The following is a 24845-nucleotide window of genomic DNA, read 5'->3' on the forward strand; positions in this document are numbered from 1 at the left end:
TGAGCGCGTGTTCGGATTGTTCGGAAAGAAATCCAGTGCAGTATTGGGCGTGGATGTGAGCTCAAGCTCTGTCAAGCTCCTCGAGCTGTCGAAACAGGGCGACCGTTACAAGGTCGAGAGCTACGCCGTTGAGCCGTTGCCGGCCAACGCTGTCGTCGAAAAAAACATCACGGATGTAGAAGCCGTTGGTGAAGTTCTCAAGCGAGTGGCTTCCAAGTCCCGTACCAGTGTCAAGCAGGTAGCGGTGGCAGTCTCCGGTTCTGCAGTTATTACCAAGGTCATCCAGATGGATGGCGGCCTCAACGAGTTTGAAATGGAAGATCAGATTGCCCTAGAGGCTGATCAGTATATTCCGTATCCGCTCGACGAAGTTGCGATAGATTTTGAAGTGCAGGGCCCCTCGGAAACCAACCCGGATCAGGTAGATGTGCTCCTTGCGGCATGCCGTAAAGAGAACGTGGATATCCGTGAAGACGCGCTGGAAATCGCGTCGCTGAATACGAAAATCGTGGATGTTGAGGCCTATGCTCTGGAGCGTGCTTACGCTCTGATTGAGTCCCAGCTGGACTCCCAGGGGGAAGATCTTGTGGTCGCCATTGTTGACGTTGGCGCCACTATGACCACATTGAGCGTTCTGGCGGAAGGCAAAACTGTTTACACCCGGGAGCAGATATTCGGGGGCAAGCAGCTTACCGAGGAGATCCAGCGCCGGTATGGTCTGTCTGTTGAAGAGGCAGGTCTCGCTAAAAAGCAGGGTGGTCTGCCGGATGATTATGAGTCCGAAGTGCTTACACCGTTCCGCGAAGCTGTTGTTCAGCAGGTTGCACGTGCGCTTCAGTTCTTCTTCGGAGCCAGCCAGTACAATGCGGTGGATTATGTAGTGCTCGCCGGCGGTACCGCTTCGATTCAGGGGCTGACAGAAATGGTGGAAGAGAAAACAGGAACGCCGACGTTGGTCGCGAATCCCTTTGCAGAAATGGCGGTCGGTTCACGGGTTAACGCATCTGCGCTCAGCAACGATGCGCCCTCGCTGATGATTGCCTGCGGGCTGGCAATGAGGAGCTTCGACTGATGGCAAGAATTAACCTCAGGCCCTGGCGCGAAGAGCTCCGGGCAGAGAAACAAAAGCAGTTTGTCGTGATGGTTGTGGGTGCAGCTATCATTGCGGGAGGCCTTACGTTCCTCTGGAATACCGATCTCGACAGCAGTATTTCATATCAGCAATCCCGTAATGCTTACATCGAATCTGCCGCAAAAAAACTGGACGAACAGATCCGGGAAATAGAAAGCCTCAAGCGCAAGCGTGATGAGCTTTTGGCCCGTATGAAGGTTATTCAGGATCTGCAGGGCAAACGTCCTGTCATCGTCCGGGCCTTTGATGAGTTGGTTCGCACTTTGCCAGATGGTCTGTTTTATACAGATATGAAACGGTCAGGCGACCAGGTGAGTATTGTAGGTATGGCAGAATCAAATAGTCGTGTCTCAACACTCATGCGGCAGTTTGAGGAATCCGACTGGTTCACCAGTCCGAACCTCTCCAATGTATCATCGGCAGACAGCCGGCGAGCGGGATACAGTCAGTTCACTATGACTGTTAAACAAAAAACACCTGAGCCCGAAGGGGAGGATAAGTAATGAGCCTCGCGGACTCGCTGAAAAGCCTCAATGAATTTGATATCAACGACCTTGATATAAACAATGCAGGTATCTGGCCGGCCCCCATCAAGGCCATCGTTGTCCTGATCGTTTTCGGCCTGATTATGGGTGGCGGTTACTGGTTCTTTATCAAGGATCAGTACGTGCAGCTCGATCGGGTGGAGAAAACAGAGCAGGATTTGCGCAAAAAGTACGAAGAGAAAGCCTATCAGGTCGCTAACCTGGAGGTTTTTAAAGCGCAGATGGTCGAGATGGAAGAAACCTTTGGCGCGCTTGTGCGACAGCTTCCAAGCGAAACGGAAGTGCCGGGGCTTCTGGAAGATATTACCAATACGGCCCTGGGTAGTGGCCTGGCGCTCCAGGAAGTAAAGCTTCAGGCTGAGCAAAAACGTGATTTCTATTCTGAATTGCCGATTAATATCCGCGTTTCAGGCTCATATCACGAGCTTGCTACTTTTGTGAGCAGCGTTGCGAGCCTTCCGAGGATTGTAACGTTGCACGATCTAACCATTAAACCAACTGGCGGAGACGGAGACCGACTTGATATGCAAGTTGTTGCCCGTACCTACCGCTACCGGGCTGGAGAATGAGCATGGCAGCAAAGCATGCGGGAAAAGCCTGGCTGGGTGTTTGTCTGGTGTCACTCCTGACGGCCTGCTCCCAGGGAAGCGGATTTTCCGATCTGGACAAGTTTATGGCAGACACTCGAGCCAAGCCTCGGGGTCATGTCGAGCCATTGCCGGAATTCAGCGCTTACGAGGCATTCAGCTATTCTTCGGCGGATCGGCGCGCGCCATTCGAGCCGCCAATAGACGTTCAATTGACCATGATTGATGAAAAGCCGGTCAGTGATATTGAGCCAGATCTGGACCGGCCGAACGAAGTACTTGAGAATTTCGATCTTAAAGATCTCGGTATGGTCGGTACGCTCCAGGGTGTTTCGGGCAGTCTCTATGCATTGATTCAGGACAATGCGGGTGGTATTCACCGCGTTCGTACCGGAAACTTCATGGGGCAGAATTACGGCCGGATTATTGGCGTAAGTGAAACCCGGATCGAACTTATCGAAATCGTTCCTAATGGCCGGGGTGGTTGGGTAGAGCGTCCTCGCTCTCTGACCCTGGAAGAAGACGCAGGGTAAGGAGCGGCTGGATGAAAATTGAAAGAAAAATGCATATACAAAAAAGTTCGGGGTCGAGGCTAGCGATGTTCAGAAAACTCAATCTATACGTCAGCGTGATTGCTTTTGGGTTGTTATCCGGCCTGGCCAGTGCGGTCACGCTGGAAGATGTGTCGTTTTCGTCGTTACCGGGAGAACGCCTGGAAGTGACACTCAAGTTTGATGGTCAGCCACCTGAGCCATCCGGCTATACCATTGAGCGGCCCGCGCGCATCGCGGTTGATCTGCGCGACACTACCAGCGGCCTTAGCAGCCGTAGTATTCCTCTGGGGTCTGGCAACGCACAAAGCATGACCGTAGTAGAAACCAAGGATCGTACCCGCCTGATATTTAACCTGGTTGAGCTGGCGCCTTACGAGACTGTCCGCAATAACAATTCTCTGGTGATGACCATCGGCGGGGAATCAAGCGGCGGTGCGGTTGCAGCCAATACATCGGGAAGCTCTGCTTCTGCGAAGCCTGCAGCATCCCCGAACACGCTTGCCGGCGTTGATTTCCGTCGCGGCACGGATGGCGAGGGTCGCGTAATTGTCGATCTTGGCAGTTCGGGCACTCAAGTCGACCTGTCTGAGCTTGGTGGAAAAATTCGCCTTACCCTGGATGGTATCGCTGTGCCCGCAGATCTGCGTCGCCGTCTCGATGTAACTGACTTCGCAACGCCGGTCAGTCGCATTGATACTTTCGTTGAAGATGGCAACGCGGTGATCGAGATTCGTCCGGAAGGCAACTATGACTATATCGCCTATCAGTCGGGCAGCCAGTTTACCGTCAGTGTTGAAAAGCTGAGTGAAGAAGAGGCTGAATCCCGCCGGGAAGAAAAGTTCCCATACACTGGCGAAAAGCTCTCTCTGAACTTCCAGGACATTGAGGTTCGCTCGGTTCTGCAGCTGATAGCTGACTTCACCGGCTTGAATCTTGTGGCAAGTGACACGGTCGGCGGCAGCATCACTTTGCGTCTGCAGAACGTGCCCTGGGATCAGGCTCTGGATCTGATATTGAAAACCAAAGGTCTGGACAAGCGTCAGATCGGTAATGTGCTGCTTGTTGCACCTGCCGATGAAATTGCTGCCCGAGAGAAGCTTGAGCTCGAAACGACTAAACAGATTGCTGAGCTTGCACCGGTTCGACTGGATATCGTGCAGGTCAATTATGCCAAGGCAGCGGATATTGTTGAATTGATCAAGGCGGATGAAGAGCTGATATCGGATCGCGGTTTCGTGTCTTCTGACGTGCGAACCAATACGATCAGTGTTCGTGAGTCGACTGACAAACTGGAAGAAATTCGTCGCCTTGTCTCCACTTGGGATGTACCTGTTCGTCAGGTATCCATTGAAGCCCGGATTGTGCGCGCGCAGACAAATGTGGCGGAAAACCTCGGTGTACGCTGGGGTGGTGCAGGGTACGACGTAAGCGGGAATAACGTGTTTTCGTTCGGTGGCTCTCAAGGCGCCGTGGAAGAGGCTCGCGATGCCGCTGGTGGTGGCTCGGGTGGCATTACGTTCCCTGGTGCGCTTGCGGTGAATCTTGGTGTAACTGGTGAAGGTGCTTCATCTTTTGCCTTGGGTTGGGGCAGTGACGACTTCCTGGTAGATCTCGAATTGTCAGCACTTGAAACCGATGGTCAGGCGGAAGTCGTATCTCAACCGCGTGTTATAACGGCAGACCGGCAGACAGCGTCCATCAAGTCGGGTGAAGAGATTCCATATCAGGAAGCTTCTTCTAGCGGCGCAACTTCCGTTTCATTTAAGGAAGCCGTGCTGTCTCTGGAGGTGACCCCGCAGATCACACCGGACGATAAAATCATTATGGATCTTGTTGTTAATCAGGACTCCCGTGGGGAGGTAACCGCTGGCATTCCATCTATCAATACCAATTCGGTTACAACCCAGGTGCTAGTAGGTAATGGTGAGACGGTTGTGCTGGGCGGTGTTTTCCAGTCAGAAGTCGCCACGCAAACTACCAAGACTCCATTCTTGGGAGACATTCCCTATCTTGGACGCCTGTTTAAGCGCACAGAGAAGGTCGATGAGCGCAGCGAGCTCCTGATTTTTATCACACCCAAGATCATAAGGAACGACATGATCCGATAACCCGAACGGGTGAAAAAAGCCGCCGCGATATACCGGCGGCTTTTTTGTGTCTGCAGATCCGGCGGCGCTGAAGCTTATGCAATCTTCAGCCCTGTGATATTCTCACCCGCCTGAACCCTATTGAGCGGAAGTTATGTCTTTGCCCAAACGCGTAGTCCTGGTTGGCCCCATGGGCGCTGGTAAAAGTACGATTGGCCGGATGCTCGCCCGGGAGCTGGGGTATCGATTCCTCGATTCTGATCGAATCATTGAGGAACGTTGCGGGGCAAATATTCCCTGGATATTCGATGTTGAAGGTGAGGAAGGATTCAGGCAGCGCGAAACCGCCATGCTGGAGGAGTTGTCTGCTGAGCCCGGGACGGTTCTGGCAACCGGCGGAGGTGCTGTCATGCGTATAGAAAACCATCCGGTGCTGAAAAAAAATGCGGTGGTCGTTTATTTGAGAACCTCGATAGAGCAACAGGTAGAGCGCACTCGTAAGGATCGCAATCGGCCATTGCTGCAGAACGATGACCCCGAAGGTGTTTTACGCAGGTTGTTTGCAGTCAGGGATCCGTTATACACCGAACTTGCTGACATCATTATGCACACAGATCGCAAGAGCCCCCGGTTAGTAGTGCGCCAGCTCGTTAATCGTATTAACCCCAAAACACCGCGACAACAAAGACAGGTGCGAAAGGAAGGCCGCAACCATGTATAACCTGCTTCACGAACTTCATGTCAGTCTGGGAGAGCGCAGTTACCCCATCATGATCGGCGAAGGCATGTTGGGCGCGTACGATCTTTCCAGTTACGTTGGTGGCTCTCAGGTAATGATTGTGACCAACGATGTCGTCGGTCCTTTGTATCTTGAGCAGGCCAGAGCCTGCTTTCCCGGCAAGAGCGTGGATACCGTTGTGCTGCCTGATGGTGAAAAGCACAAAGACTGGCAAACACTGAATCTGATTTTTGATGCCTTGCTGGAAAAGCGGCACACGCGTAAAACCACTCTTGTGGCGCTGGGCGGCGGCGTTGTTGGCGATATGACGGGGTTTGCTGCTGCATCTTACCAGCGTGGCGTACCGTTCATTCAGATACCGACGACTCTTTTGTCTCAGGTTGACTCCTCGGTGGGTGGAAAAACAGGCATCAATCATCCGCTTGGAAAAAATATGGTCGGAGCTTTTCATCAGCCGGAAGCCGTCCTTATTGATACAGATACTCTCCAATCGCTGCCGCGGAGAGAAGTCTCTGCAGGGCTTGCAGAGGTTATCAAGTACGGCCTGATTCGGGATACGGACTTTCTCGAGTGGTTGGAGATTGAGATTAATCAGCTGGTAGCTTGCGATAACAGAGTTCTTGCGGAAGCCATCTTCCGGTCATGCGCCTGCAAAGCGGATGTTATTGCCCAGGATGAGCGCGAAAGCGGGCTCAGAGCCACGCTGAACCTTGGCCATACATTCGGGCATGCCATAGAAACCTTTGCCGGATACGGTAACTGGTTGCATGGAGAGGCAGTAGGAGCGGGTATGATCATGGCCGCCGATCTGTCGGTGCGGGAAGGCTCTATCAGTCAGGCCGATTATGACCGCATCCTGCAGCTTGTTAGCAGAGCCGGCCTGCCTGCTTTGCCGCCGGCGGATATGACGCCGGCGGATTTCATGCACCTGATGGCCGTTGACAAGAAGAATGTCGACGGACACTTGAGGTTGGTATTACTCCGATCAGTTGGGGATGCAGTGGTTACGTCTGATGCATCTCCGGGAAATCTCGCTGCAACGCTGAAGGCGTTCTGTCGGAATGAAAACTGAGCGGAGGATGGAACAGTGAATAGCAGGGATCTTTTGTGACTGACGACAGTTTCAGCAGTCTTGATGGTGGCGGGTTATTCCCCCGATTGCAGCAGCGATACGGTTTGAGAGATAACCCGATGGAAATGGAGACTCCGTTTTTTCCAGATGGCATGCGCCACCATGCGCTGGAAGCGCTTCGGCACCTTTGTGGGTTTGGTGATATGGCGCTGCTGCTCACTGGCGCGCCGGGCTCGGGTAAGAGCCGGTTGCTGGCTGAATTGGTGCGCAGCGAATCCTCTCGGTTGGGGTTTCATCGTCTGTCTGCCGCCGCCATGACAAGTTCGAATGCGCTGGCAAGAGATCTCAAACAGGTTGCCCGCTCAGGTGCGAGTGCGGATGACAATCCGCGGGAGGCCGTTTATCGTTTTTTTCGGTGGTCAGAGAGTAGAGTTGGCAAGGGGCAGCGCATGGTGTTGCTCATCGACGACGCTGATCGTGCGGCGCCTGATCTGCTCAGGCTGATCCTTGATGGTTTTCTGGCGGCTGATCGGGCCAAGGCAGCGGTTCCGGTCTTCGCCGGTGACGACCGACTTGTGACGCTTCTGGGTCTTGAGGACTCATCAGTCTCCATTCACCAGATTCATTTGCGCCCGCTTACCAGGGAGGAAGTGTTTTCCTACCTTGAGCCGCGTGTCCACAAAGCGGGCGGCAAGGTAAACGAACTCCTGAGTCCGGCCCGTTTGGCGCGAATACATGACCTCAGCCAAGGCAGTTTCTCGCGACTTAAAAGAGTAACGCCTGGTATCTGGATGGATATTGTTTCCGATGCCTCGAAGCAGAAGCACTCTCCGGGTTTCGACTTCAAACAGCTACGCCTGCCTGCCTTGGCACTTCTGATACTCGGTGGCTCCTGGTGGTTCGTATCCCAGCAATATGACGATACAGTGGCTCTTGAGCAGGAAATCGCTCCGGAACCTGACAGGATCCGCAAGAGCATTACCATCGGCCCCCAAAACTCTGAAGAGGCGCTGGAAGAGGAAGGAGCGGATGAGCTTCTCCCGCCATTGACAGAGCCAGCAGTCTTGCCGGACCCTGTTTCTGAGCCTGAGCCTGAGCCTGAGCCTGAGCCTGAGCCTGAGCCTGAGCCTGAGCCTGAGCCTGAGCCTGAGCCTGATTTCATTCCAAAAAGTGTCGACAGATTCGTCGATATTGATCAGCTGCGCAGCCGCAGTAAAGGTTGGACAATTCAGTTGGTCGCCGGGAATCTCGAGCAGACTGCGTTGAACGTTATTTCACGTTACCCGGGCCTTGATGAAATGGTTTATACGTTGGGGGAGCGTAACAAGGAGCCTTGGTTCATGGTGTTTTACGGAAACTATGCGTCCAAGGAAGAGGCCCGAAAAGCAGCCTCCTTACTTCCTGATTCACTGGTTTCCCGTTCGCCCTGGGTGCGTTCAACTGACGGTTTGTGACGGATCTCCAGGCGCGAAGCACTCCCTTTTAACGTCTTCTTTCTTAAGCTGAAAAGCTCGAGGTTGCGGGTATTCTGCCCTGAAAATATTGTCAAACCTGTTTGAGTAAGTGTTTGTACGTGTGTAGAATGATCAGCCCATTTTTTTAATGTCGGCTGGTTTTTTGCACTGTTTTGGTGCATAAGTCGCTGATTAAGAAGCATTTATATGCAAGAGAGCGCTTATGAAGTCAGGTTTGTATCATCCCGACGAATTCAAGGACAATTGCGGCTTTGGACTGATCGCTCACATGAAAGGCGATGCCAGCCATAAGCTTTTACAGACGGCTATCGAGTCGCTCACCTGCATGACTCACCGGGGTGGTATTGCAGCAGACGGAAAAACCGGGGATGGTTGCGGTCTGCTGATTCAAAGCCCTGTCACGTTCCTGAAAAAAGCGGCAAAAACGGCGTTCGGCAAAGAGCCCGGTGAGTTGTTTGCGGTCGGTCAGGTCTTTCTTAACCCGGATTCGGCCAAAGCGGCCAGAGGTCGTGCCTCTCTGGAAAAACGACTGGTTGACCAGGGGCTCGAGGTAATGGGCTGGCGCGAAGTGCCGGTTGACAACAGATGTCTGGGGCCAATGGCTCTGGATTGCATGCCTCGAATCGAGCAGGTGTTTGTATCGCCTGCGGCCAAGTCGGAACAGGAATTTGCCATCAGCTTGTTTGTCGGCCGCCGCCATGCCGAGCGGGATATGGCGGATGACTCCGAGTTCTATATTTGCAGCCTCTCCCATCGCACGCTTGCCTACAAAGGCCTGATGATGCCGGCGGATCTGGCGAACTTCTATAAAGACCTGGGCGATCCTGATTTCGCCACAGCTATTTGCGTGTTCCATCAGCGCTTTTCCACCAACACCATGCCTCGCTGGCCTTTGGCTCAGCCGTTCCGCTATCTGGCGCATAATGGCGAAATCAACACCATTGACGGTAACCGAAACTGGGCTATTGCCCGGGCGGCCAAATTCAGCTCTCCGGACCTGCCCGATCTGAAAACCATGCAGCCACTCGTGAACCTGGCGGGCTCGGATTCTTCGAGCATGGACAACATGCTGGAAATTCTGTTGGCAGGCGGCGTGGATCTGTTCCGCGCTGCTCGCATGATGATTCCGCCGGCCTGGCAGAATGTCGACACCATGGATTCCGAGCTCCGGGCTTTCTACGAATATAACTCCATGCACATGGAGCCCTGGGACGGTCCTGCCGGGCTGGTTATGTCGGATGGCCGTTACGCGGTCTGCATGCTGGACCGAAATGGCCTGCGGCCGGCCCGTTGGGTGGTTACCAAGGATGACTTCATCACCCTGGCTTCGGAGATTGGAACATACGGTTATCAGCCAGAAGACGTAGTGGCCAAAGGTCGTGTAGGCCCCGGACAGATGCTGGCCATTGATACCGAAACCGGAGAGGTGTTGCACACGCGGGATATCGATCAGCGGCTCAAGACAGCAAAGCCCTACAAGCGCTGGCTGCGTGAAAATGCATTGCGAGTGGAAACAACTCTGAATCAGGATACGCCTGACTTCCGATTGATGGATGCGGATGAGCTGTTGGTACACCAGAAGATGTTCATGGTGTCCTACGAGGAGCGAGATCAGGTTTTGCGCCCTCTGGCTGAAAATGCCCAGGAAGCGGTTGGCTCAATGGGGGATGACACGCCCATGGCTGTGCTGTCCAGCAAGGTCCGGCATGTAGCGGACTATTTTCGACAGAAATTTGCCCAGGTAACCAATCCGCCGATTGATCCTCTGCGGGAAGCGATTGTGATGTCGCTGGAAACCTGCCTGGGAGCGGAGCGAAACGTATTCGAGGAAACCGCAGAGCACGCCAACAGGATTATTCTTACAACGCCGGTTCTGTCGCCGGCAAAATACCTGCGGATTGCCAATAATGATCGCCCGGGCTTCACGGTCGCCCGGATTTCCATGAGTTACCTTCCTGAGGAGGGGCTTGAGCAGGCTATCCGACGGATTTGCAATGAAGCCGAGCAGGCCGTTCGCAAAGGTAAAGTGCTGCTGATTCTTTCAGACAAGGAATTGAAGCAGGGCGAGCTGCCGGTAAGCTCCCTGATGGCAACCGGGGCGGTTCACCACCATCTGGTGGCTAATGCTTTGCGCTGTGACTCTAACATCATTGTGGAGACCGGCTGGGCCAGAGATCCCCACCATTTTGCTGTACTGTTCGGCTTTGGCGCTACGGCAGTCTATCCATATCTGGCTTATCAGGTGCTCAACGACCTGATTCGCACCGGCGAACTGCTGGTCGATCCCATTGAAGCGAAGAATAATTACCGTAAAGGTATTAACAAGGGTCTGTTGAAGATTCTGTCCAAGATGGGAATATCAACCATTGCTTCCTATCGTGGGGCGCAGCTTTTTGAGGCGATTGGCCTTGCGGACGATGTTGCGAATCTTTGCTTCAAGGGCGTGCCCTGCCGTATTCAGGGCGCCGGATTTTTCGATTTTCAGCAGGATCAGGAACAACTTGCGTCTACCGCCTGGAAGCCGCGTAAGCCGATTACCCCGGGTGGCTTGCTGAAATACATCCATGGTCAGGAATACCATGCGTTTAATCCGGATGTCGTTGGCAAACTGCAGGAAGCGGTGACTACCGGCGACTACGGCCATTACAAGGAGTATGCGGCGCTGGTTAACGAACGCCCGATAGCCACGCTCAGGGATTTGCTGGGATTTCGTGAAGGTATAGAGGCCGTCGGGATTTCCGAGGTTGAGCCAGTCGAGCAGATCTTCACCCGATTCGATTCTGCGGCCATGTCCCTGGGTGCTTTGTCGCCGGAGGCCCATGAGGCGCTGGCGGTAGCGATGAATACCCTTGGTGGCCGTTCCAACTCCGGTGAAGGTGGCGAAGATCCGGCCCGTCATGGCACCGAAAAGCGATCCAAAATCAAGCAGGTTGCCTCAGGTCGTTTTGGTGTGACTGCGGAGTACTTGCGCAGTGCCGATGTCATGCAGATCAAGGTTGCTCAAGGCGCCAAGCCTGGCGAGGGTGGTCAATTGCCCGGGGGCAAGGTCAATGAGCTGATCGCACGCCTGCGCTATTCAGTGCCGGGAGTCACCCTCATTTCGCCGCCGCCGCACCATGATATCTACTCGATTGAAGATCTGGCGCAGCTAATCTTCGACCTTAAACAGGTCAACCCGCAAGCGCTGGTTTCGGTGAAACTGGTTTCTGAGCCGGGTGTGGGAACGATTGCCGCAGGCGTGGCAAAGGCTTACGCCGATCTGATTACCGTCTCTGGCTATGATGGCGGCACGGCGGCCAGCCCGCTTGCCTCGATTCGCTACGCGGGATCGCCCTGGGAACTCGGTTTGACCGAGACGCAGCAGGCGCTGCGCGCCAATGATTTGCGTGGAAAAATCCGTCTTCAAACCGATGGCGGCATTAAAACTGGCCTGGATGTAGTGAAGGCAGCCATTTTGGGGGCCGAGAGTTTCGGTTTCGGCACCACGCCCATGGTAGCGTTGGGCTGCAAGTACCTCCGCATCTGCCACCTGAACAACTGCGCAACCGGTGTCGCAACCCAGAACGAACACCTCCGTGAAGAGCACTTCAAAGGCACTGTGGAAATGGCCATGAACTTCTTCCGCTTTGTGGCGGAAGAGACACGAGAATGGATGGCCAGGTTGGGGGTTCGCAGTCTGGAAGAGCTTGTCGGGCGTGTTGATCTTCTCGTTCGCCTGCCGGGCGACACTGAGCGCCAGAAAAAGCTGGATCTGACACGGCTGTTGTCTAACGATCATATTCCGGCAGACAAGCCACAAACTTGTCAGGTTGAGCGCAATGTACCCTTCGATCAGGGCCTGCTCGCTGAAGAAATGCTAAGGGCAATTGCGCCTGCGATCGAAGGAAAAACCGGAGGTGCCTGGAACTACCGGGTAACCAACTGTGATCGCTCAATCGGTGCCCGTCTTTCTGGCGAAATTGCTGCAAAGCACGGAAACCAGGGCATGGCTGATGCACCGATCACGCTGGATCTTGTGGGTACTGCCGGACAGAGTTTTGGTGTCTGGAACGTAGGCGGGCTGAACCTGATTCTCGAAGGCGATGCCAATGATTATGTCGGCAAAGGTATGACCGGCGGCAAGCTCGTCGTCAAGCCGCCCCGCAGTAGTACGTTTAACACGCAGGAAACAGCCATTATTGGAAACACCTGCCTTTATGGAGCCACAGGAGGCAAGCTCTTTGCGGCAGGCACGGCCGGCGAACGCTTTGCTGTGCGCAACTCAGGTGCCCATTCGGTTGTTGAAGGTGCCGGCGATCACTGCTGTGAGTACATGACAGGCGGGCTGGTTACCGTACTGGGGTCTACCGGGCCGAACTTTGGTGCCGGCATGACCGGCGGGTTCGCTTATGTACTGGATATGGACAATACGTTCGTAGACAAATACAACCACGAGCTGGTGGAAATTCAGCGTATTTCCCGCGAAGAAATGGAAGCTTACCGCAACCATCTGCGCAGCGTGATTCGTGAGCACATCTCGGAAACCGGTAGTGCCTGGGCTGAGCATATTCTTGAAGATTTCGACGATTACATCGGCCGTTTCTGGCTGGTGAAACCCAAAGCTGCGAATTTGCGCAGCCTGTTGGCAAGTACTCGTGCGCGCCCTGAATAAGCTCAGGGTGTTGAGGCTGGTTACTTGCGAGGGTTCAGGGTTGCCGATGGAAGCGACCCTTGTCGATATTGAGCTGATGAGAACGCCAACATGAAAGAACGACTTAGTAACGATTTTCAGTTTGTGGAAGTAGGGCGGGTAGATCCCAAGAAAGTCCCCGCGAAGAAGCGCAAAAAAGAGTTTGGCGAAATCTATCGCCCCTTTACGTCTGAGAACGCGTCGTCCCAATCTCACCGATGTCTCGAGTGCGGAAACCCCTATTGCGAATGGAAGTGCCCGGTACACAACTACATTCCTAACTGGCTGAAACTGGTTTCCGAAGGCAATATCATGAAAGCGGTCGAGTTGTGTCATCAGACCAACTCGCTGCCTGAAGTCTGCGGTCGTGTTTGCCCGCAGGATCGCTTGTGTGAAGGGGCCTGTACCCTGAATGATGGTTTTGGTGCCGTTACCATTGGCTCGGTCGAAAAGTACATTACCGATACCGCCTTCGCTCTTGGCTGGAAGCCGGACATGTCCGCGGTCAAATGGACGGACAAAAAAGTAGCGGTTATCGGTGCTGGCCCTGCGGGCCTGGGCTGTGCCGATGTGCTGGTTCGCAACGGCGTGAAGCCGGTGGTGTTTGATATCTACCCTGAGATCGGCGGCCTGCTGACCTTCGGCATCCCGGAGTTCAAACTGGAGAAGTCTGTGATGACCCGCCGGCGCCAGGTGTTTGAGGAAATGGGTGTTGAGTTCCGCTTGTCTACCGAAGTGGGAAAGGATGTTCAGTTGAAGGACATACTTGATGAGTACGATGCGGTGTTCATGGGCATGGGAACCTACACCTACATGAAAGGCGGTTTCCCGGGTGAGAATCTCCCGGGCGTATACGATGCCTTGCCGTTCCTCGTGTCCAACGTTAACCGCCGCCTGGGCTTTGAAAAAGACGCAGCGGATTTCATCGACATGAAAGGTAAACGCGTCGTAGTGCTGGGTGGTGGTGACACCGCAATGGACTGTAATCGCACCTCGATTCGCCAGCAGGCAGAGAGCGTGGCCTGCGCTTATCGTCGTGATGAGGCCAACATGCCGGGGTCACGTCGGGAGGTTGCGAATGCCAAGGAAGAGGGTGTTAAATTCCTGTTCAACCGGCAGCCCATAGCCATTATCGGTGAAGACCAGGTTGAAGGTGTGAAAGTGGTTTCGACTCAGCTGGGTGAGCCGGATGAAAATGGCCGTCGCCGGCCCGAGGTGGTTCCGGGCAGCGAGGAAGTCATACCAGCCGATGCCGTGTTGGTTGCTTTCGGCTTTCGGCCGAGCCCGGCCGACTGGTTTGACGAGCTTGCCATCAGTACCGACGATTCCGGGCGGGTAACCGCTCCGGAACAGGCAGAGTTCGGCTTCCAGACCAGTAATCCGAAGATCTTTGCAGGTGGTGATATGGTTCGAGGTTCCGATCTGGTTGTTACGGCAATCTGGGAGGGCCGTCAGGCTGCCGAGGGCATCATGGATTATCTGGATATCTGAAAAATCGTTTGATCCGGATCAGAAGGGCTGCTTACTAAGGGTAAGCCGCCCTTTTTTATTATGGCAAACGGGGTATCATTGCTTCCGTTCCATTAAGACCATCTGAAAGAGACAATGCTGGAATCCCTATGACCGAGCTGAAGAATGACCGCTTCCTGCGCGCCCTGATGCGCCAGCCTGTTGATCGTACCCCGGTATGGATGATGCGCCAGGCCGGCCGTTATTTACCCGAGTATCGCGCCACCCGGGAGAAAGCGGGTGACTTCCTCAGCTTGTGCAAGAACACGCCGCTGGCGTGTGAGGTAACCCTCCAGCCTCTTGAGCGCTTTCCGTTGGACGCAGCGATTCTGTTCTCGGACATACTCACTATTCCGGATGCTCTGGGTCTCGGGCTTTACTTTGAAACCGGTGAAGGCCCGAAGTTCAAAAATACCATTCGCTCCAAAGCGGATGTTGACGCATTGCCGACCATCAAGGCTGAAGTCGATCTCGACTATGTAATGAACGCTGTCTCTACGATCCGGGGTGCGCTCAATGGCCGTGTCCCGCTGATCGGCTTCTCAGGCAGCCCCTGGACGCTGGCAACCTATATGGTGGAAGGTGGGTCCTCCAAGGACTTCCGCGAAGCCAAAAAGCTCATGTACAGCCAGCCCGAGGTCATGCACCAACTGCTGGATCACCTCGCGGACGCAGTTATTGATTACCTCAATGGCCAGATCAAAGCCGGAGCTCAGGCTGTTCAGATTTTTGATACCTGGGGTGGTGTGCTGAGCAGCTGGGCGTATGAGGAATTTTCTCTGCGCTACATGAAAAAGATCGTTGATAACCTGATCCGTGAGAATGACGGGCGCCGTGTTCCGGTTATCCTGTTCACCAAAAACGGCGGTCAGTGGCTGGAATCCATAGCAGATTCAGGCGCTGATGCTGTTGGTCTGGATTGGACCACGGATATCGGTGATGCTCGTGCCCGCGTGGGCGACCGTGTAGCTCTGCAGGGTAATATGGACCCTACGATGCTCTATGCGCCGAAAAAGCGTATTCGCGAGGAAGTGGGCGACATACTGCGTCGCTATGGCTCCGGCCCAGGCCACATATTCAACCTTGGGCATGGCATTACTCCGGATGTTGATCCCGAGCACGCCAAGGCGTTCATTGAGGCTGTTGTTGAGTTGAGTCCGGAGTATCACCGTTAGCATTTGCTATCCTCGTTTCCTGGCCTGCTAGCGCCGGGAAACGGGAATTGCGTAACCGATTCCAAAAACCGCTACGAGCACATCCATGTGGCTTGTCTTCGGCCGTCCATGGCCTACGACATTTTTGGAATCGGTTACGCAATCCCCGCATTTATCTTCTCAGCGCGTCTGCTCTGACTGATTTCCTGAATAGGGCGCCTCTGGATGTAAAACTCCCCTCGGTCTATAGTCATGTCAGACGACATCGACAATAAAGGAGCAGCCCCTTGCCTGCCGCCAAAGCCTCAGAAAAACGGAAGTTCCACCGCATAAGCTTCGACGCTCCATGCGAGTTGCATGCCCTTGAGAGCATGTGGACAACGGAGGTGCTGGATATTTCCCTGAAAGGCGTTCTGGTCAAACGACCGGAGGGGTGGAACGTGCCGCTGAGTCAGCCTTGCGAGGTGATCGTTCATCTTGATGGGCAGCAGGCGGGGATTGTGATGGCGGTTGAGTTAAAGCATGTTGAGCCACACAGGCTTGGTTTCAAATGCCAGTACATTGACCTTGAAAGCGCTACCCACCTTAAACGTCTGGTTGAGCTGAATCTGGGAGATCAGGTTCTTCTTGAGCGGGAATTTGCTCGTTTAATTGACTAGCCAATATCTCTAGCGGTTGGGGTTGGGGTTTTGCACCAGAGCACGCAGGCGGGATTGGGCTTTTACCGTCCAAAAATGTCGGAGGCCAAGGACGGCCGGAGACAAGCGCACATGGATGTGCTCGTAGCGGTTTTTGGACGGTAAAAGAGCAATTCTGCCGTAAACTCCAAATCAGGCACGCTGGGGGCCAAGCTTAAAGCTCCTCCAATGCCGTAATAGCCTCACTAAGCTTGGTCACAGGAATTACCGTCATTCCTGCAATAGGTTTGCGTGGTGCGTTGGCTTTAGGAACAAGGGCACGGGTAAAGCCATGCTTAGCTGCCTCATTAATCCTTTCCTGGCCACTGGGCACCGGCCGAATTTCCCCCGATAACCCTACTTCCCCGAATATCACCAGATCCTGAGGCAGCGCCCGATCGCGGAACGAAGACACGATGGCAGCCAACAACGCCAAATCCGCGCTGGTCTCGTTAACCTTCACGCCACCAACCACGTTCACAAACACATCCTGATCTGACACATGCAAACCACCGTGGCGGTGCAGCACAGCCAGAAGCATTGCCAGCCGGTTCTGATCCAAACCAACAGCCACGCGCCGAGGGTATCCACCCTGTGCCATGTCCACCAGCGCCTGAATCTCCACCAGCATGGGTCGGGTGCCTTCCCATACCACCATAACCACGCTACCCGGCGCCGCTTGTTCGCCACGGTTCAGGAAAATTGCGCTGGGGTTTTTAACTTCCTTGAGGCCCTGTTCAAGCATGGCAAAAACACCCAGCTCATTCACCGCGCCAAAACGATTCTTGATACCACGCAGGGTGCGGTAACGGCTGTCACTGGAGCCTTCCAGCAAAATGGAGCAGTCGATCATGTGCTCCAGCACCTTGGGGCCGGCAAGGCTGCCGTCTTTGGTGACGTGGCCAACCAGAAACAGAATGGTGCCCGTTTGTTTGGCGAAGCGGGTCAGAAACGCTGCGCTTTCACGCACTTGGGAAACCGAGCCGGGAGCGGATTCGATATCCGCCATGTGCATCACTTGAATACTGTCCACCACCAGAATTCGTGGCTTTTCCGATTCTGCAACCTGCAGGACCCGCTCGGTGCTGGTCTCGGAGAGCATCTTCAGATCTTTGGTAGGCAGGCCCAAACGTTTGGCACGCATAGCGACCTGCTGCAACGACTCCTCACCGGTAACGTAAAGCGCGGGAACACTGGCAGCCAGATGGCAAACGGCCTGGAGCAACAGGGTGCTCTTGCCGGCACCCGGATGGCCACCCATCAGAACGGCGGAGCCTTCTACCAGCCCGCCCCCCAAAACCCGGTCGAACTCCTGCATGCCGGTGCTGATCCGTTCCTTCTCGGAGAGGCTTACCTCATTCAGGCTCTGGACTGCAGACAGGCTGCCGGCAAAGCCCTCAAAACGCACACCGCGAGCGCCTTTGGCATTGCTGCTGACGCCGCGAACTTCGCTGATGGTGTTCCAGGCCTGGCAGGCCGTGCATTGGCCCTGCCATTTTGAGTAGTCTGCACCGCACTCGGTGCAGACATACGCGGTTTTGGCTTTTGCCATCAGGCCAGCTTCTTGTACTTCATGCGCTGGGGCACCATGGCGGAATCCCCTTTGCGCTTTTTGTGGTCTTCGTCGTATTCGGCGAAGTTGCCCTCGAAGTAAACCACTTGGCCGTCATCCTCAAATGCCAGAATGTGCGTGGCTACGCGGTCAAGAAACCAGCGGTCGTGCGAGATAACCATCGCAGAGCCGGGGAAGCTCAGCAGGGCTTCCTCCAGCGCGCGCAGGGTTTCCACGTCCAGATCGTTGGTAGGTTCGTCCAGCAGCAACACATTGCCGCCTTCTTTTAGAAGTGCTGCCAGGTGCAGGCGGTTACGCTCACCGCCAGACAAGTCGCCTACGCGCTTTTGCTGATCGGATCCTTTGAAGTTGAAGCGACCGGCATAGGCCCTCGACGGGGTTTCGTAGTTACCCACTTTGATGATGTCCTGGCCGTCGCTGAGGAGCTCCCACACGGTTTTGGATCCATCCAGATCCCGGCTCTGATCTACATAGGCCAGCTTGACCGTTTCACCCACGGTGATGGTGCCGGAATTAGGCCGGTCTTGGCCGGCGATCATACGGAACAGGGTAGATTTGCCAGCGCCGTTACCACCGATGATGCCGACGATAGCGCCAGGGGGTACAACAAAGGAAACATCTTCATAGAGAAGGCGGTCGCCAAAAGCTTTGCTGATGCCTTCTACTTCGATGACCTTGTCGCCAAGACGGGGCCCGGGCGGGATATAGATCTCGTTGGTTTCGTTGCGCTTCTGGAAATCCTGCGAGCTCATTTCTTCGAAGCGGGCAAGGCGGGCTTTGCTCTTGGATTGCCGGCCTTTGGCGTTGCTACGCACCCACTCCAGTTCCTGCTTCATGGCTTTCTGGTGCGAAGACTCCTGCTTGGCTTCGGTGCGCAAACGCTGTTCCTTGTTTTCCAGCCACTGGCTATAGTTGCCCTCAAAAGGAATGCCCTGGCCTCGGTCGAGCTCCAGAATCCAGCCTGCTACGTTGTCGAGGAAGTAGCGGTCGTGAGTAATAGCAACCACAGTGCCTTCGTAATCGTGTAGAAAGCGCTCCAGCCAGGCCACCGATTCTGCGTCCAGGTGGTTGGTTGGTTCGTCCAGCAACAGCATGTCAGGGCCGGAAAGCAGCAGGCGGCACAAGGCTACCCGGCGGCGTTCACCGCCAGAGAGATTCTTTACCGGCTGATCCCAGGCGGGCAGGCGCAACGCGTCTGCAGCGACTTCCATTTTGCGTTCGATATCGTGGCCATCAGTGGCCTGTATCAGAGCTTCCAGTTTGCCCTGTTTTTTGGCCAGCGCATCGAAATCGGCATCCGGCTCAGCGTAGGCGGCGTAAACCTGGTCCAGTTCTGCCAGGGCGTTGTGCACGTCGGCCACAGCTTCATCAACAATTTCCTTGACCGTTTTGCTGTCGTCCAGCTCCGGCTCCTGGGGCAGGTAGCCCACATTGATGCCGGGCTGGGGCCGGGCTTCGCCGATGTAATCCTGATCCACGCCCGCCATAATGCGTAAAAGAGTTGATTTACCTGAGCCATTCAGGCCCAGTACGCCGATTTTGGCGCCCGGGAAGAAGCTCAGCGAAATGTCTTTGAGAATTTCACGTTTGGGCGGAACCACTTTGCCCACTCTGTTCATGCTGTATACGTACTGAGCCATAAAGGCATTACCCTCTTTGAAAACGAGATGTGACAGGGTGTCTGAGACGCTTAGATCCGTCGTCTCACAGAACTTGCTAGTTGGGTTTGTAAGGTATCGAAACCCGGGAGCTATAGCAATTTCAGCAAAACGGGTGATATCCGTATGACGGTATCTGCGAACTGCATAAAGGGTGATTTCCAACCCGATAATGGGCTAGAATAGCTGCCCGAATTTTAAGGGATTCCGGGGGCTATTTCCAAGACTCCCCGGGCCAGTCAAGCACACAGGGGCAGCGCACCGATGTTTAATCGTGACATGAAAATCGCGGGTTTCGACGACGAACTCTGGAATGCCATGCAGGCGGAAAGTAAGCGTCAGGAGGCTCATATTGAGCTGATAGCATCCGAGAATTATACCAGCCCGCGGGTCATGGAAGCTCAGGGTAGCGATCTTACCAACAAGTACGCTGAGGGTTATCCAGGCAAGCGTTACTACGGTGGTTGCGAGTTTGTGGACATCGCTGAACAACTGGCTATTGATCGCGCCAAAGAGCTCTTTGGCGCGGCCTACGCCAACGTGCAGCCGCATTCCGGCTCGCAGGCTAATTCAGCTGTCTTCATGGCGCTGGTTAACCCGGGCGATACCATTCTGGGGATGAGCCTGGCCCACGGCGGCCATCTGACTCACGGCGCCGGCGTGAACTTTTCCGGCAAGATCTATAACGCTGTGCAGTACGGCATCAACACCGACACCGGCCTGATCGATTACGATGAGCTGGAAGCGCTGGCGGTTGAACACAAGCCCAAGATGATCATCGCCGGGTTCTCTGCTTATTCCCAGGAGCTGGATTTTGCCCGATTCCGTGCTATTGCGGACAAGGTTGGTGCTTACCTGTTTGTAGACATGGCCCACGTGGCAGGTCTGGTCGCCGCCGGTGTCTATCCTGATCCTGTGCCCCATGCGCACGTAGTAACGACTACCACACACAAAACACTGCGCGGCCCCCGTGGCGGCCTGATTCTGGCTTGTGACGACGAAGCCCTGCACAAGAAGCTGAACTCTGCCGTTTTCCCGGGTGGCCAGGGTGGCCCGTTGATGCACGTGATTGCCGCTAAGGCAATCTGTTTCAAGGAAGCCATGAGCGACGAGTTCAAGGCCTACCAACAGCAGGTGGTAAAGAACGCATCAGCCATGGCTGATGTGTTTGTTGACCGCGGTTACGACGTTGTGTCCGGCGGCACCAAGAACCATCTGTTCCTGGTAAGTCTGATCAAGCAGGATATTACCGGTAAAGATGCCGACGCGGCTCTGGGGCGTGCGCACATCACGGTGAACAAGAACGCAGTTCCCAACGATCCGCGCTCGCCGTTTGTGACCTCCGGCCTGCGTCTCGGCACACCTGCAATCACCACCCGTGGCTTTGGTGAAGCAGAATGCCGTGAGCTGGCGGGGTGGATCTGCGATATCCTTGATAATCTGGAAGACGAAGCTGTAAGCAATCGTGTTCGCGAGCAGGTAGAAGCCCTGTGTGCGCGTTTCCCGGTTTACAGCTAAACGTCTGGCAAGACCTGCCGGGCAGGGCGCGAAACAGCTGCGCTGCCCGGCCCTCTCTGCGGAGTTCCTGATATGCATTGTCCTTTCTGTGGTGAAGCAGATACCAAGGTTATTGACTCGCGCCTGGTGGCAGAGGGCGATCAGGTGCGCCGCCGCAGAGAGTGTCTTTCCTGCAGGGAACGTTTTACTACTTTTGAGTCGGCCGAGCTGGTCATGCCAAGAGTGGTCAAGCAGGACGGTATCCGGCAGCCCTTTGATGAAGATAAACTGCGATCAGGCATCATGAAGGCGCTGGAAAAGCGCCCCGTCAGCATCGAACAAATCGATGCAGCGCTTAATCGCATCAAATATCGCTTGCGGGCGGCGGGGGAGCGTGAGGTCAAGTCCATGCAGCTGGGTGAAGAGGTGATGACCGAGCTACGCCAGCTCGACAAGGTTGCCTATGTCCGGTTTGCTTCCGTTTATCGCAGCTTTCAGGACATCAACGAATTCAAGGAAGAAATTGAACGGCTCTCTGCCAGCAATGGTGAGGCGCCGGTTGATGTTGCGAAAGTACTGGCGGATAACCACGCTCCTGAAGGAAAGAAATGACCGAACTCCGGGAACGGTCCATGATGGCCCGGGCTGTGCAGCTTGCATGGCGGGGCCGCTATTCGACCCATCCCAACCCGCGGGTGGGTTGCGTGATAGCCCGTGGTGACAAGATTCTGGGCGAAGGTTGGCATGAGCGGGCCGGAGAAGCCCATGCGGAAACCCGGGCGCTCAGCCAGGCTGGTCCGGCTGCACGTGGTGCCACGGCCTATGTCACTCTGGAACCCTGCAGTCATTTTGGTCGCACGCCACCCTGCGCGCGGGCTTTGATTGACGCGGGTGTGTCGCGCGTATTCGCTGCGACCAAAGACCCTAATCCGTCAGTCTCCGGAAGGGGTCTGGATATGCTTCGTGAAGCCGGTATCAGGGTCAGCGAAGGGCTTTTGGCGGAGGAAGCTGCGCGCCTGAACCCCGGGTTCATGAAGCGCATGAATACCGGGCGCCCCTGGGTTCGGCTCAAGATGGCCGCCAGTCTGGATGGTCGCACCGCCATGGCCTCCGGTGAAAGCCAGTGGATTACCGGCGATGAAGCCCGTCGCGACGTTCAGCGGCTCAGGGCTATCAGTGATGCGATTCTTACCGGCGTAGGAACCGTGCTTGCAGATGACCCCTCATTGACTGTTCGGCGGGAAGAGCTTGGGGATATAGGCGATGCAACCGAGCCTTCGCGGCAGCCGTTGCGTGTGATCGCCGACAGGGATGCCAGAACGCCGCCGTCTGCAACTATTTTGCGCGGTGGTAAGGTTCAGGTTTTTTGTGCTTCGTCCACTCTTGCAACAGCACCGGCCCAGGATCTTGCAGCCCTGGGTATACGGCTGGCCGGGGTTGCCTGGAAGGATAACGGCATAGATGTTTCCGAGCTACTGGACTCGCTGGGGGAGATGGGTATCAATGAACTGCTGGTGGAGGCCGGGCCAACGCTGGCAGGTACCTTTATCAGTGAGCAGCTGGTAGACGAACTCTGGCTCTACCAGGCTCCGGTATTCCTGGGCAGTACTGGCCGGCCAACGGCGCATCTACCGCTGGAGACCATGGCTGACAAGATCGAATGGATCGTACAAGACCGGCGACAGGTAGGAGACGACCAGCGTCTGATCCTGGTTCGCCGTTAAACGTTTAAATTCACGGTGCGTCCCGGTGTTGCGGCCTGAAGCTGCAATGGGTGCATTGAAAGGGTGCAAAACAGTATGGCACTGAACAGCGTTGAAGAAATCATTGAGGACATTCGCCAGGGCAAGATGGTTATCCTGATGGATGATGAAGATCGGGAAAACGAAGGGGACCTGGTGATGGCGGCTGAGCATTGCTCTGCCGAGGCTATCAACTTCATGGCCCGGTTTGGCCGCGGTCTTATCTGCATGCCTATGACGCGTGACCGCTGCGAACAGCTGGGCCTCCCATTAATGGTGCAGCAGAACGCCTCAGGGTTTGGTACCAAATTTACGCTTTCCATTGAGGCAGCGACGGGTGTAACCACAGGCATTTCAGCCGCAGACCGCGCTCGCACAGTGCAGGCTGCCGTGGCCCGCAATGCCAAGGCGTCGGACCTCGTTCAGCCTGGGCATATCTTCCCTCTGATGTCGGATCCCGGCGGCGTGCTAAGCCGTGCAGGGCATACAGAAGCATCCTGCGACCTGGCAGCTTTGGCCGGTTGTGAGTCCGCGGGTGTTATTTGCGAAATCATGAACGATGACGGTTCCATGGCGCGGCGGGAAGATCTTGAGCGTTTTGCTGCGGAGCACGATCTGAAAATCGGGACTATCGCTGATCTGATTCACTATCGCACCACGCATGAACGCACCGTCGAGTGCGTTGAAGAGAACCAGCTCGATACTGAATACGGTGTGTTCAAACTTCGTACATACCGGGATGTTATTCAGGGCTCTACGCACCTGGCCATGATTTATGGTGAGATCCCGGTGGATGAGCCGGTGCATGTGCGCGTTCACATTACTGATACGCTTCGGGATCTGCTTGGGGCGCGCCGTAAGGATTCCCGAAGCTGGCCGCTACACCATGCGCTTGAAAAAGTTGCAACCGAAGGTAGTGGTGTTGTGGTTCTGCTGAACAGTGCAGAAGACAGCTACAACCTGGAAGACCGTATTCAGGAATTCTTTGATCAGGGCCAGGGGCCTGCCGGTAAGGGCAGTTCTGGTGTTTATTTCACTGTGGGTACAGGCTCCCAGATTTTGCGGGACCTGGGCGTAAGCAAGATGCGTTTGCTTAGCCCGCCCGTAAAATACTCGGCTATTTCCGGATTTGATCTGGAAGTGGTTGAGTACATTCCGTACACCCCAGACTGATAAACCTGGCTGTAGCACTGTGGCTGCAGCCCGAGAAGGAGCCATAGATGGCAGATATTAAAGTAATTGAAGGCGATTTTACCCAGTGCAGCGGTCGTTATGCGTTGGTGGTTGGCCGTTTTAACGGCTTTGTTGTGGAAAGTCTGGTAAGCGGTGCAGTTGACACCCTGCGACGCCACGGTATTTCCGACAGTGACATCACCATTGTGCGCGTCCCCGGAGCCTATGAGATGCCGCTGGCTGTGAAACGTGTTGCAGAGACGGGTGGCTACGACGCCATCATTGCTCTGGGCGCTGTTATTCGCGGCGGAACTCCGCACTTTGAGTATGTGGCAGGCGAAGCCTCAAGCGGCCTTGGCGCGGTAAGCCTGGAAACAGACGTGCCGGTGACCTTTGGTGTGCTGACCGTTGATTCTATCGAGCAGGCAATCGAGCGCTCCGGCACCAAGGCCGGCAACAAAGGCGCAGAAGCGGCTATTACAGCGCTGGAAATGGTTAGCCTGTTCAGAAAACTGGGTGAGTAATGAGTGACACTGAAGATACGACGTCCAGCCCGGCGCCATCTGGCCAGCCAAAAGCTGGCGATCGCCGTCGTGCCCGTATTCTGGCAATGCAGGGGCTTTATCAGCGCCACTTTACCAAGAGTCCGATTTCAGATATCGAAGCCGAGTTCATGGTCGATAACGACATGGCTAAAGTGGATACCCTGTACTTCCGGGATGTCCTGCGCGGCGTCCATCGCGAGCAGGCAGAGCTCGATAAGCTGATTGAGCCATTCCTTGATCGTCCGCTGCCTGAAGTGGACCCCGTGGAACTGGCCATCGTTCGCGTGGGTGCTTATGAGCTGCGTCACCGGCTGGATGTACCTTACAAAGTCGTGATTAACGAAGGCATTGAGCTTGCGAAGCGATTCGGTGGTACAGAGGGACACAAGTTCGTCAACAGTGTGCTCGATAAGCTGGGCCGCCGACTGCGCCTTGCCGAGACCCGTTCGCGCTGACC

At 55.1% G+C, this 24845-nt stretch carries 20 protein-coding genes; 18 read left to right on the plus strand and 2 right to left on the minus strand.

Annotated elements, in window-relative coordinates:
• Positions 1–7 precede the first annotated feature (7 nt).
• The 12 genes from ACN0RL_RS11005 (at position 8) to ACN0RL_RS11060 (ending at position 16182) form a co-directional block, all read left to right on the plus strand.
• Positions 8–1072 carry a pilus assembly protein PilM gene (locus ACN0RL_RS11005; protein WP_417516654.1) on the plus strand — a complete coding sequence of 355 codons (1065 nt, stop codon included), beginning with the start codon at positions 8–10 and terminating at the stop codon, positions 1070–1072.
• Positions 1072–1635: a PilN domain-containing protein gene (locus tag ACN0RL_RS11010; protein WP_417516656.1), complete on the plus strand. Its 564-nt coding sequence runs from the start codon at positions 1072–1074 to the stop codon at positions 1633–1635. Before ACN0RL_RS11005 ends, ACN0RL_RS11010 begins: the two co-directional genes overlap by 1 nt.
• Complete coding sequence (locus ACN0RL_RS11015) at positions 1635–2246, plus strand: type 4a pilus biogenesis protein PilO (protein WP_417516658.1); 612 nt, start codon at positions 1635–1637, stop codon at positions 2244–2246. Before ACN0RL_RS11010 ends, ACN0RL_RS11015 begins: the two co-directional genes overlap by 1 nt.
• A gap of 2 nt (positions 2247–2248) precedes the next feature.
• A complete protein-coding gene (locus tag ACN0RL_RS11020) occupies positions 2249–2797 on the plus strand; it encodes a pilus assembly protein PilP (RefSeq protein WP_417516660.1) in 549 nt (182 codons plus the stop codon).
• A 65-nt stretch (positions 2798–2862) separates the two neighbouring features.
• Entirely contained in the window at positions 2863–4926 is a 2064-nt protein-coding gene (pilQ, locus tag ACN0RL_RS11025) for a type IV pilus secretin PilQ (protein WP_417516662.1), read from the plus strand.
• A 133-nt stretch (positions 4927–5059) separates the two neighbouring features.
• The gene (gene aroK, locus ACN0RL_RS11030) at positions 5060–5626 is read left to right on the plus strand and encodes a shikimate kinase AroK (protein WP_417516664.1); all 567 of its coding nucleotides are present in this window, start codon (positions 5060–5062) and stop codon (positions 5624–5626) included.
• Positions 5619–6716, plus strand: a complete 1098-nt coding sequence (aroB, locus tag ACN0RL_RS11035; protein ID WP_417516666.1) for a 3-dehydroquinate synthase — start codon at positions 5619–5621, stop codon at positions 6714–6716. Before aroK ends, aroB begins: the two co-directional genes overlap by 8 nt.
• A 35-nt stretch (positions 6717–6751) precedes the next feature.
• A complete protein-coding gene (locus ACN0RL_RS11040; RefSeq protein WP_417516668.1) occupies positions 6752–8170 on the plus strand; it encodes an AAA family ATPase in 1419 nt (472 codons plus the stop codon).
• 223 nt (positions 8171–8393) lie between these two features.
• Positions 8394–12842 carry a glutamate synthase large subunit gene (gene gltB, locus ACN0RL_RS11045; protein WP_417516670.1) on the plus strand — a complete coding sequence of 1483 codons (4449 nt, stop codon included), beginning with the start codon at positions 8394–8396 and terminating at the stop codon, positions 12840–12842.
• Positions 12843–12932: 90 nt separating this feature from the next.
• On the plus strand, positions 12933–14351 hold the full coding sequence (locus tag ACN0RL_RS11050; protein WP_417516672.1) for an FAD-dependent oxidoreductase: 1419 nt from the start codon (positions 12933–12935) through the stop codon (positions 14349–14351).
• A gap of 128 nt (positions 14352–14479) precedes the next feature.
• Positions 14480–15544 (plus strand): uroporphyrinogen decarboxylase, encoded by a 1065-nt coding sequence (gene hemE / locus ACN0RL_RS11055; protein ID WP_417516674.1) that lies wholly within the window; start codon positions 14480–14482, stop codon positions 15542–15544.
• A 266-nt stretch (positions 15545–15810) separates the two neighbouring features.
• Positions 15811–16182 (plus strand): PilZ domain-containing protein, encoded by a 372-nt coding sequence (locus ACN0RL_RS11060; protein ID WP_417516676.1) that lies wholly within the window; start codon positions 15811–15813, stop codon positions 16180–16182.
• A 193-nt stretch (positions 16183–16375) separates the two neighbouring features.
• Here the strand turns inward: ACN0RL_RS11060 and radA are convergent, their stop codons facing one another.
• The gene (gene radA / locus ACN0RL_RS11065; protein ID WP_417516678.1) at positions 16376–17752 is read right to left on the minus strand and encodes a DNA repair protein RadA; all 1377 of its coding nucleotides are present in this window, start codon (positions 17750–17752) and stop codon (positions 16376–16378) included.
• Positions 17752–19413, minus strand: a complete 1662-nt coding sequence (gene ettA / locus ACN0RL_RS11070) for an energy-dependent translational throttle protein EttA (RefSeq protein WP_417516680.1) — start codon at positions 19411–19413, stop codon at positions 17752–17754. Before ettA ends, radA begins: the two co-directional genes overlap by 1 nt.
• Positions 19414–19695: 282 nt before the next feature.
• Here ettA and glyA point away from each other — a divergent pair, with 282 nt between their 5' ends.
• The 6 genes from glyA to nusB all read left to right on the plus strand — a co-directional run bounded on the left by glyA (position 19696) and on the right by nusB (position 24843).
• Positions 19696–20949 (plus strand): serine hydroxymethyltransferase, encoded by a 1254-nt coding sequence (gene glyA / locus ACN0RL_RS11075; protein WP_417516682.1) that lies wholly within the window; start codon positions 19696–19698, stop codon positions 20947–20949.
• Between the two features lie 72 nt (positions 20950–21021).
• Entirely contained in the window at positions 21022–21540 is a 519-nt protein-coding gene (nrdR, locus tag ACN0RL_RS11080) for a transcriptional regulator NrdR (RefSeq protein WP_417516684.1), read from the plus strand.
• Entirely contained in the window at positions 21537–22652 is a 1116-nt protein-coding gene (ribD, locus tag ACN0RL_RS11085) for a bifunctional diaminohydroxyphosphoribosylaminopyrimidine deaminase/5-amino-6-(5-phosphoribosylamino)uracil reductase RibD (protein ID WP_417516686.1), read from the plus strand. Before nrdR ends, ribD begins: the two co-directional genes overlap by 4 nt.
• Positions 22653–22727: 75 nt before the next feature.
• Entirely contained in the window at positions 22728–23843 is a 1116-nt protein-coding gene (gene ribBA, locus ACN0RL_RS11090) for a bifunctional 3,4-dihydroxy-2-butanone-4-phosphate synthase/GTP cyclohydrolase II (protein WP_417516688.1), read from the plus strand.
• A 47-nt stretch (positions 23844–23890) separates the two neighbouring features.
• Positions 23891–24367 (plus strand): 6,7-dimethyl-8-ribityllumazine synthase, encoded by a 477-nt coding sequence (gene ribE, locus ACN0RL_RS11095; protein ID WP_417516690.1) that lies wholly within the window; start codon positions 23891–23893, stop codon positions 24365–24367.
• Entirely contained in the window at positions 24367–24843 is a 477-nt protein-coding gene (gene nusB, locus ACN0RL_RS11100; RefSeq protein ID WP_417516692.1) for a transcription antitermination factor NusB, read from the plus strand. Before ribE ends, nusB begins: the two co-directional genes overlap by 1 nt.
• The last annotated feature ends 2 nt before the right edge of the window (positions 24844–24845 follow it).

This window comes from Marinobacter sp., from assembly GCF_048259445.1.
GTDB lineage: Bacteria > Pseudomonadota > Gammaproteobacteria > Pseudomonadales > Oleiphilaceae > Marinobacter.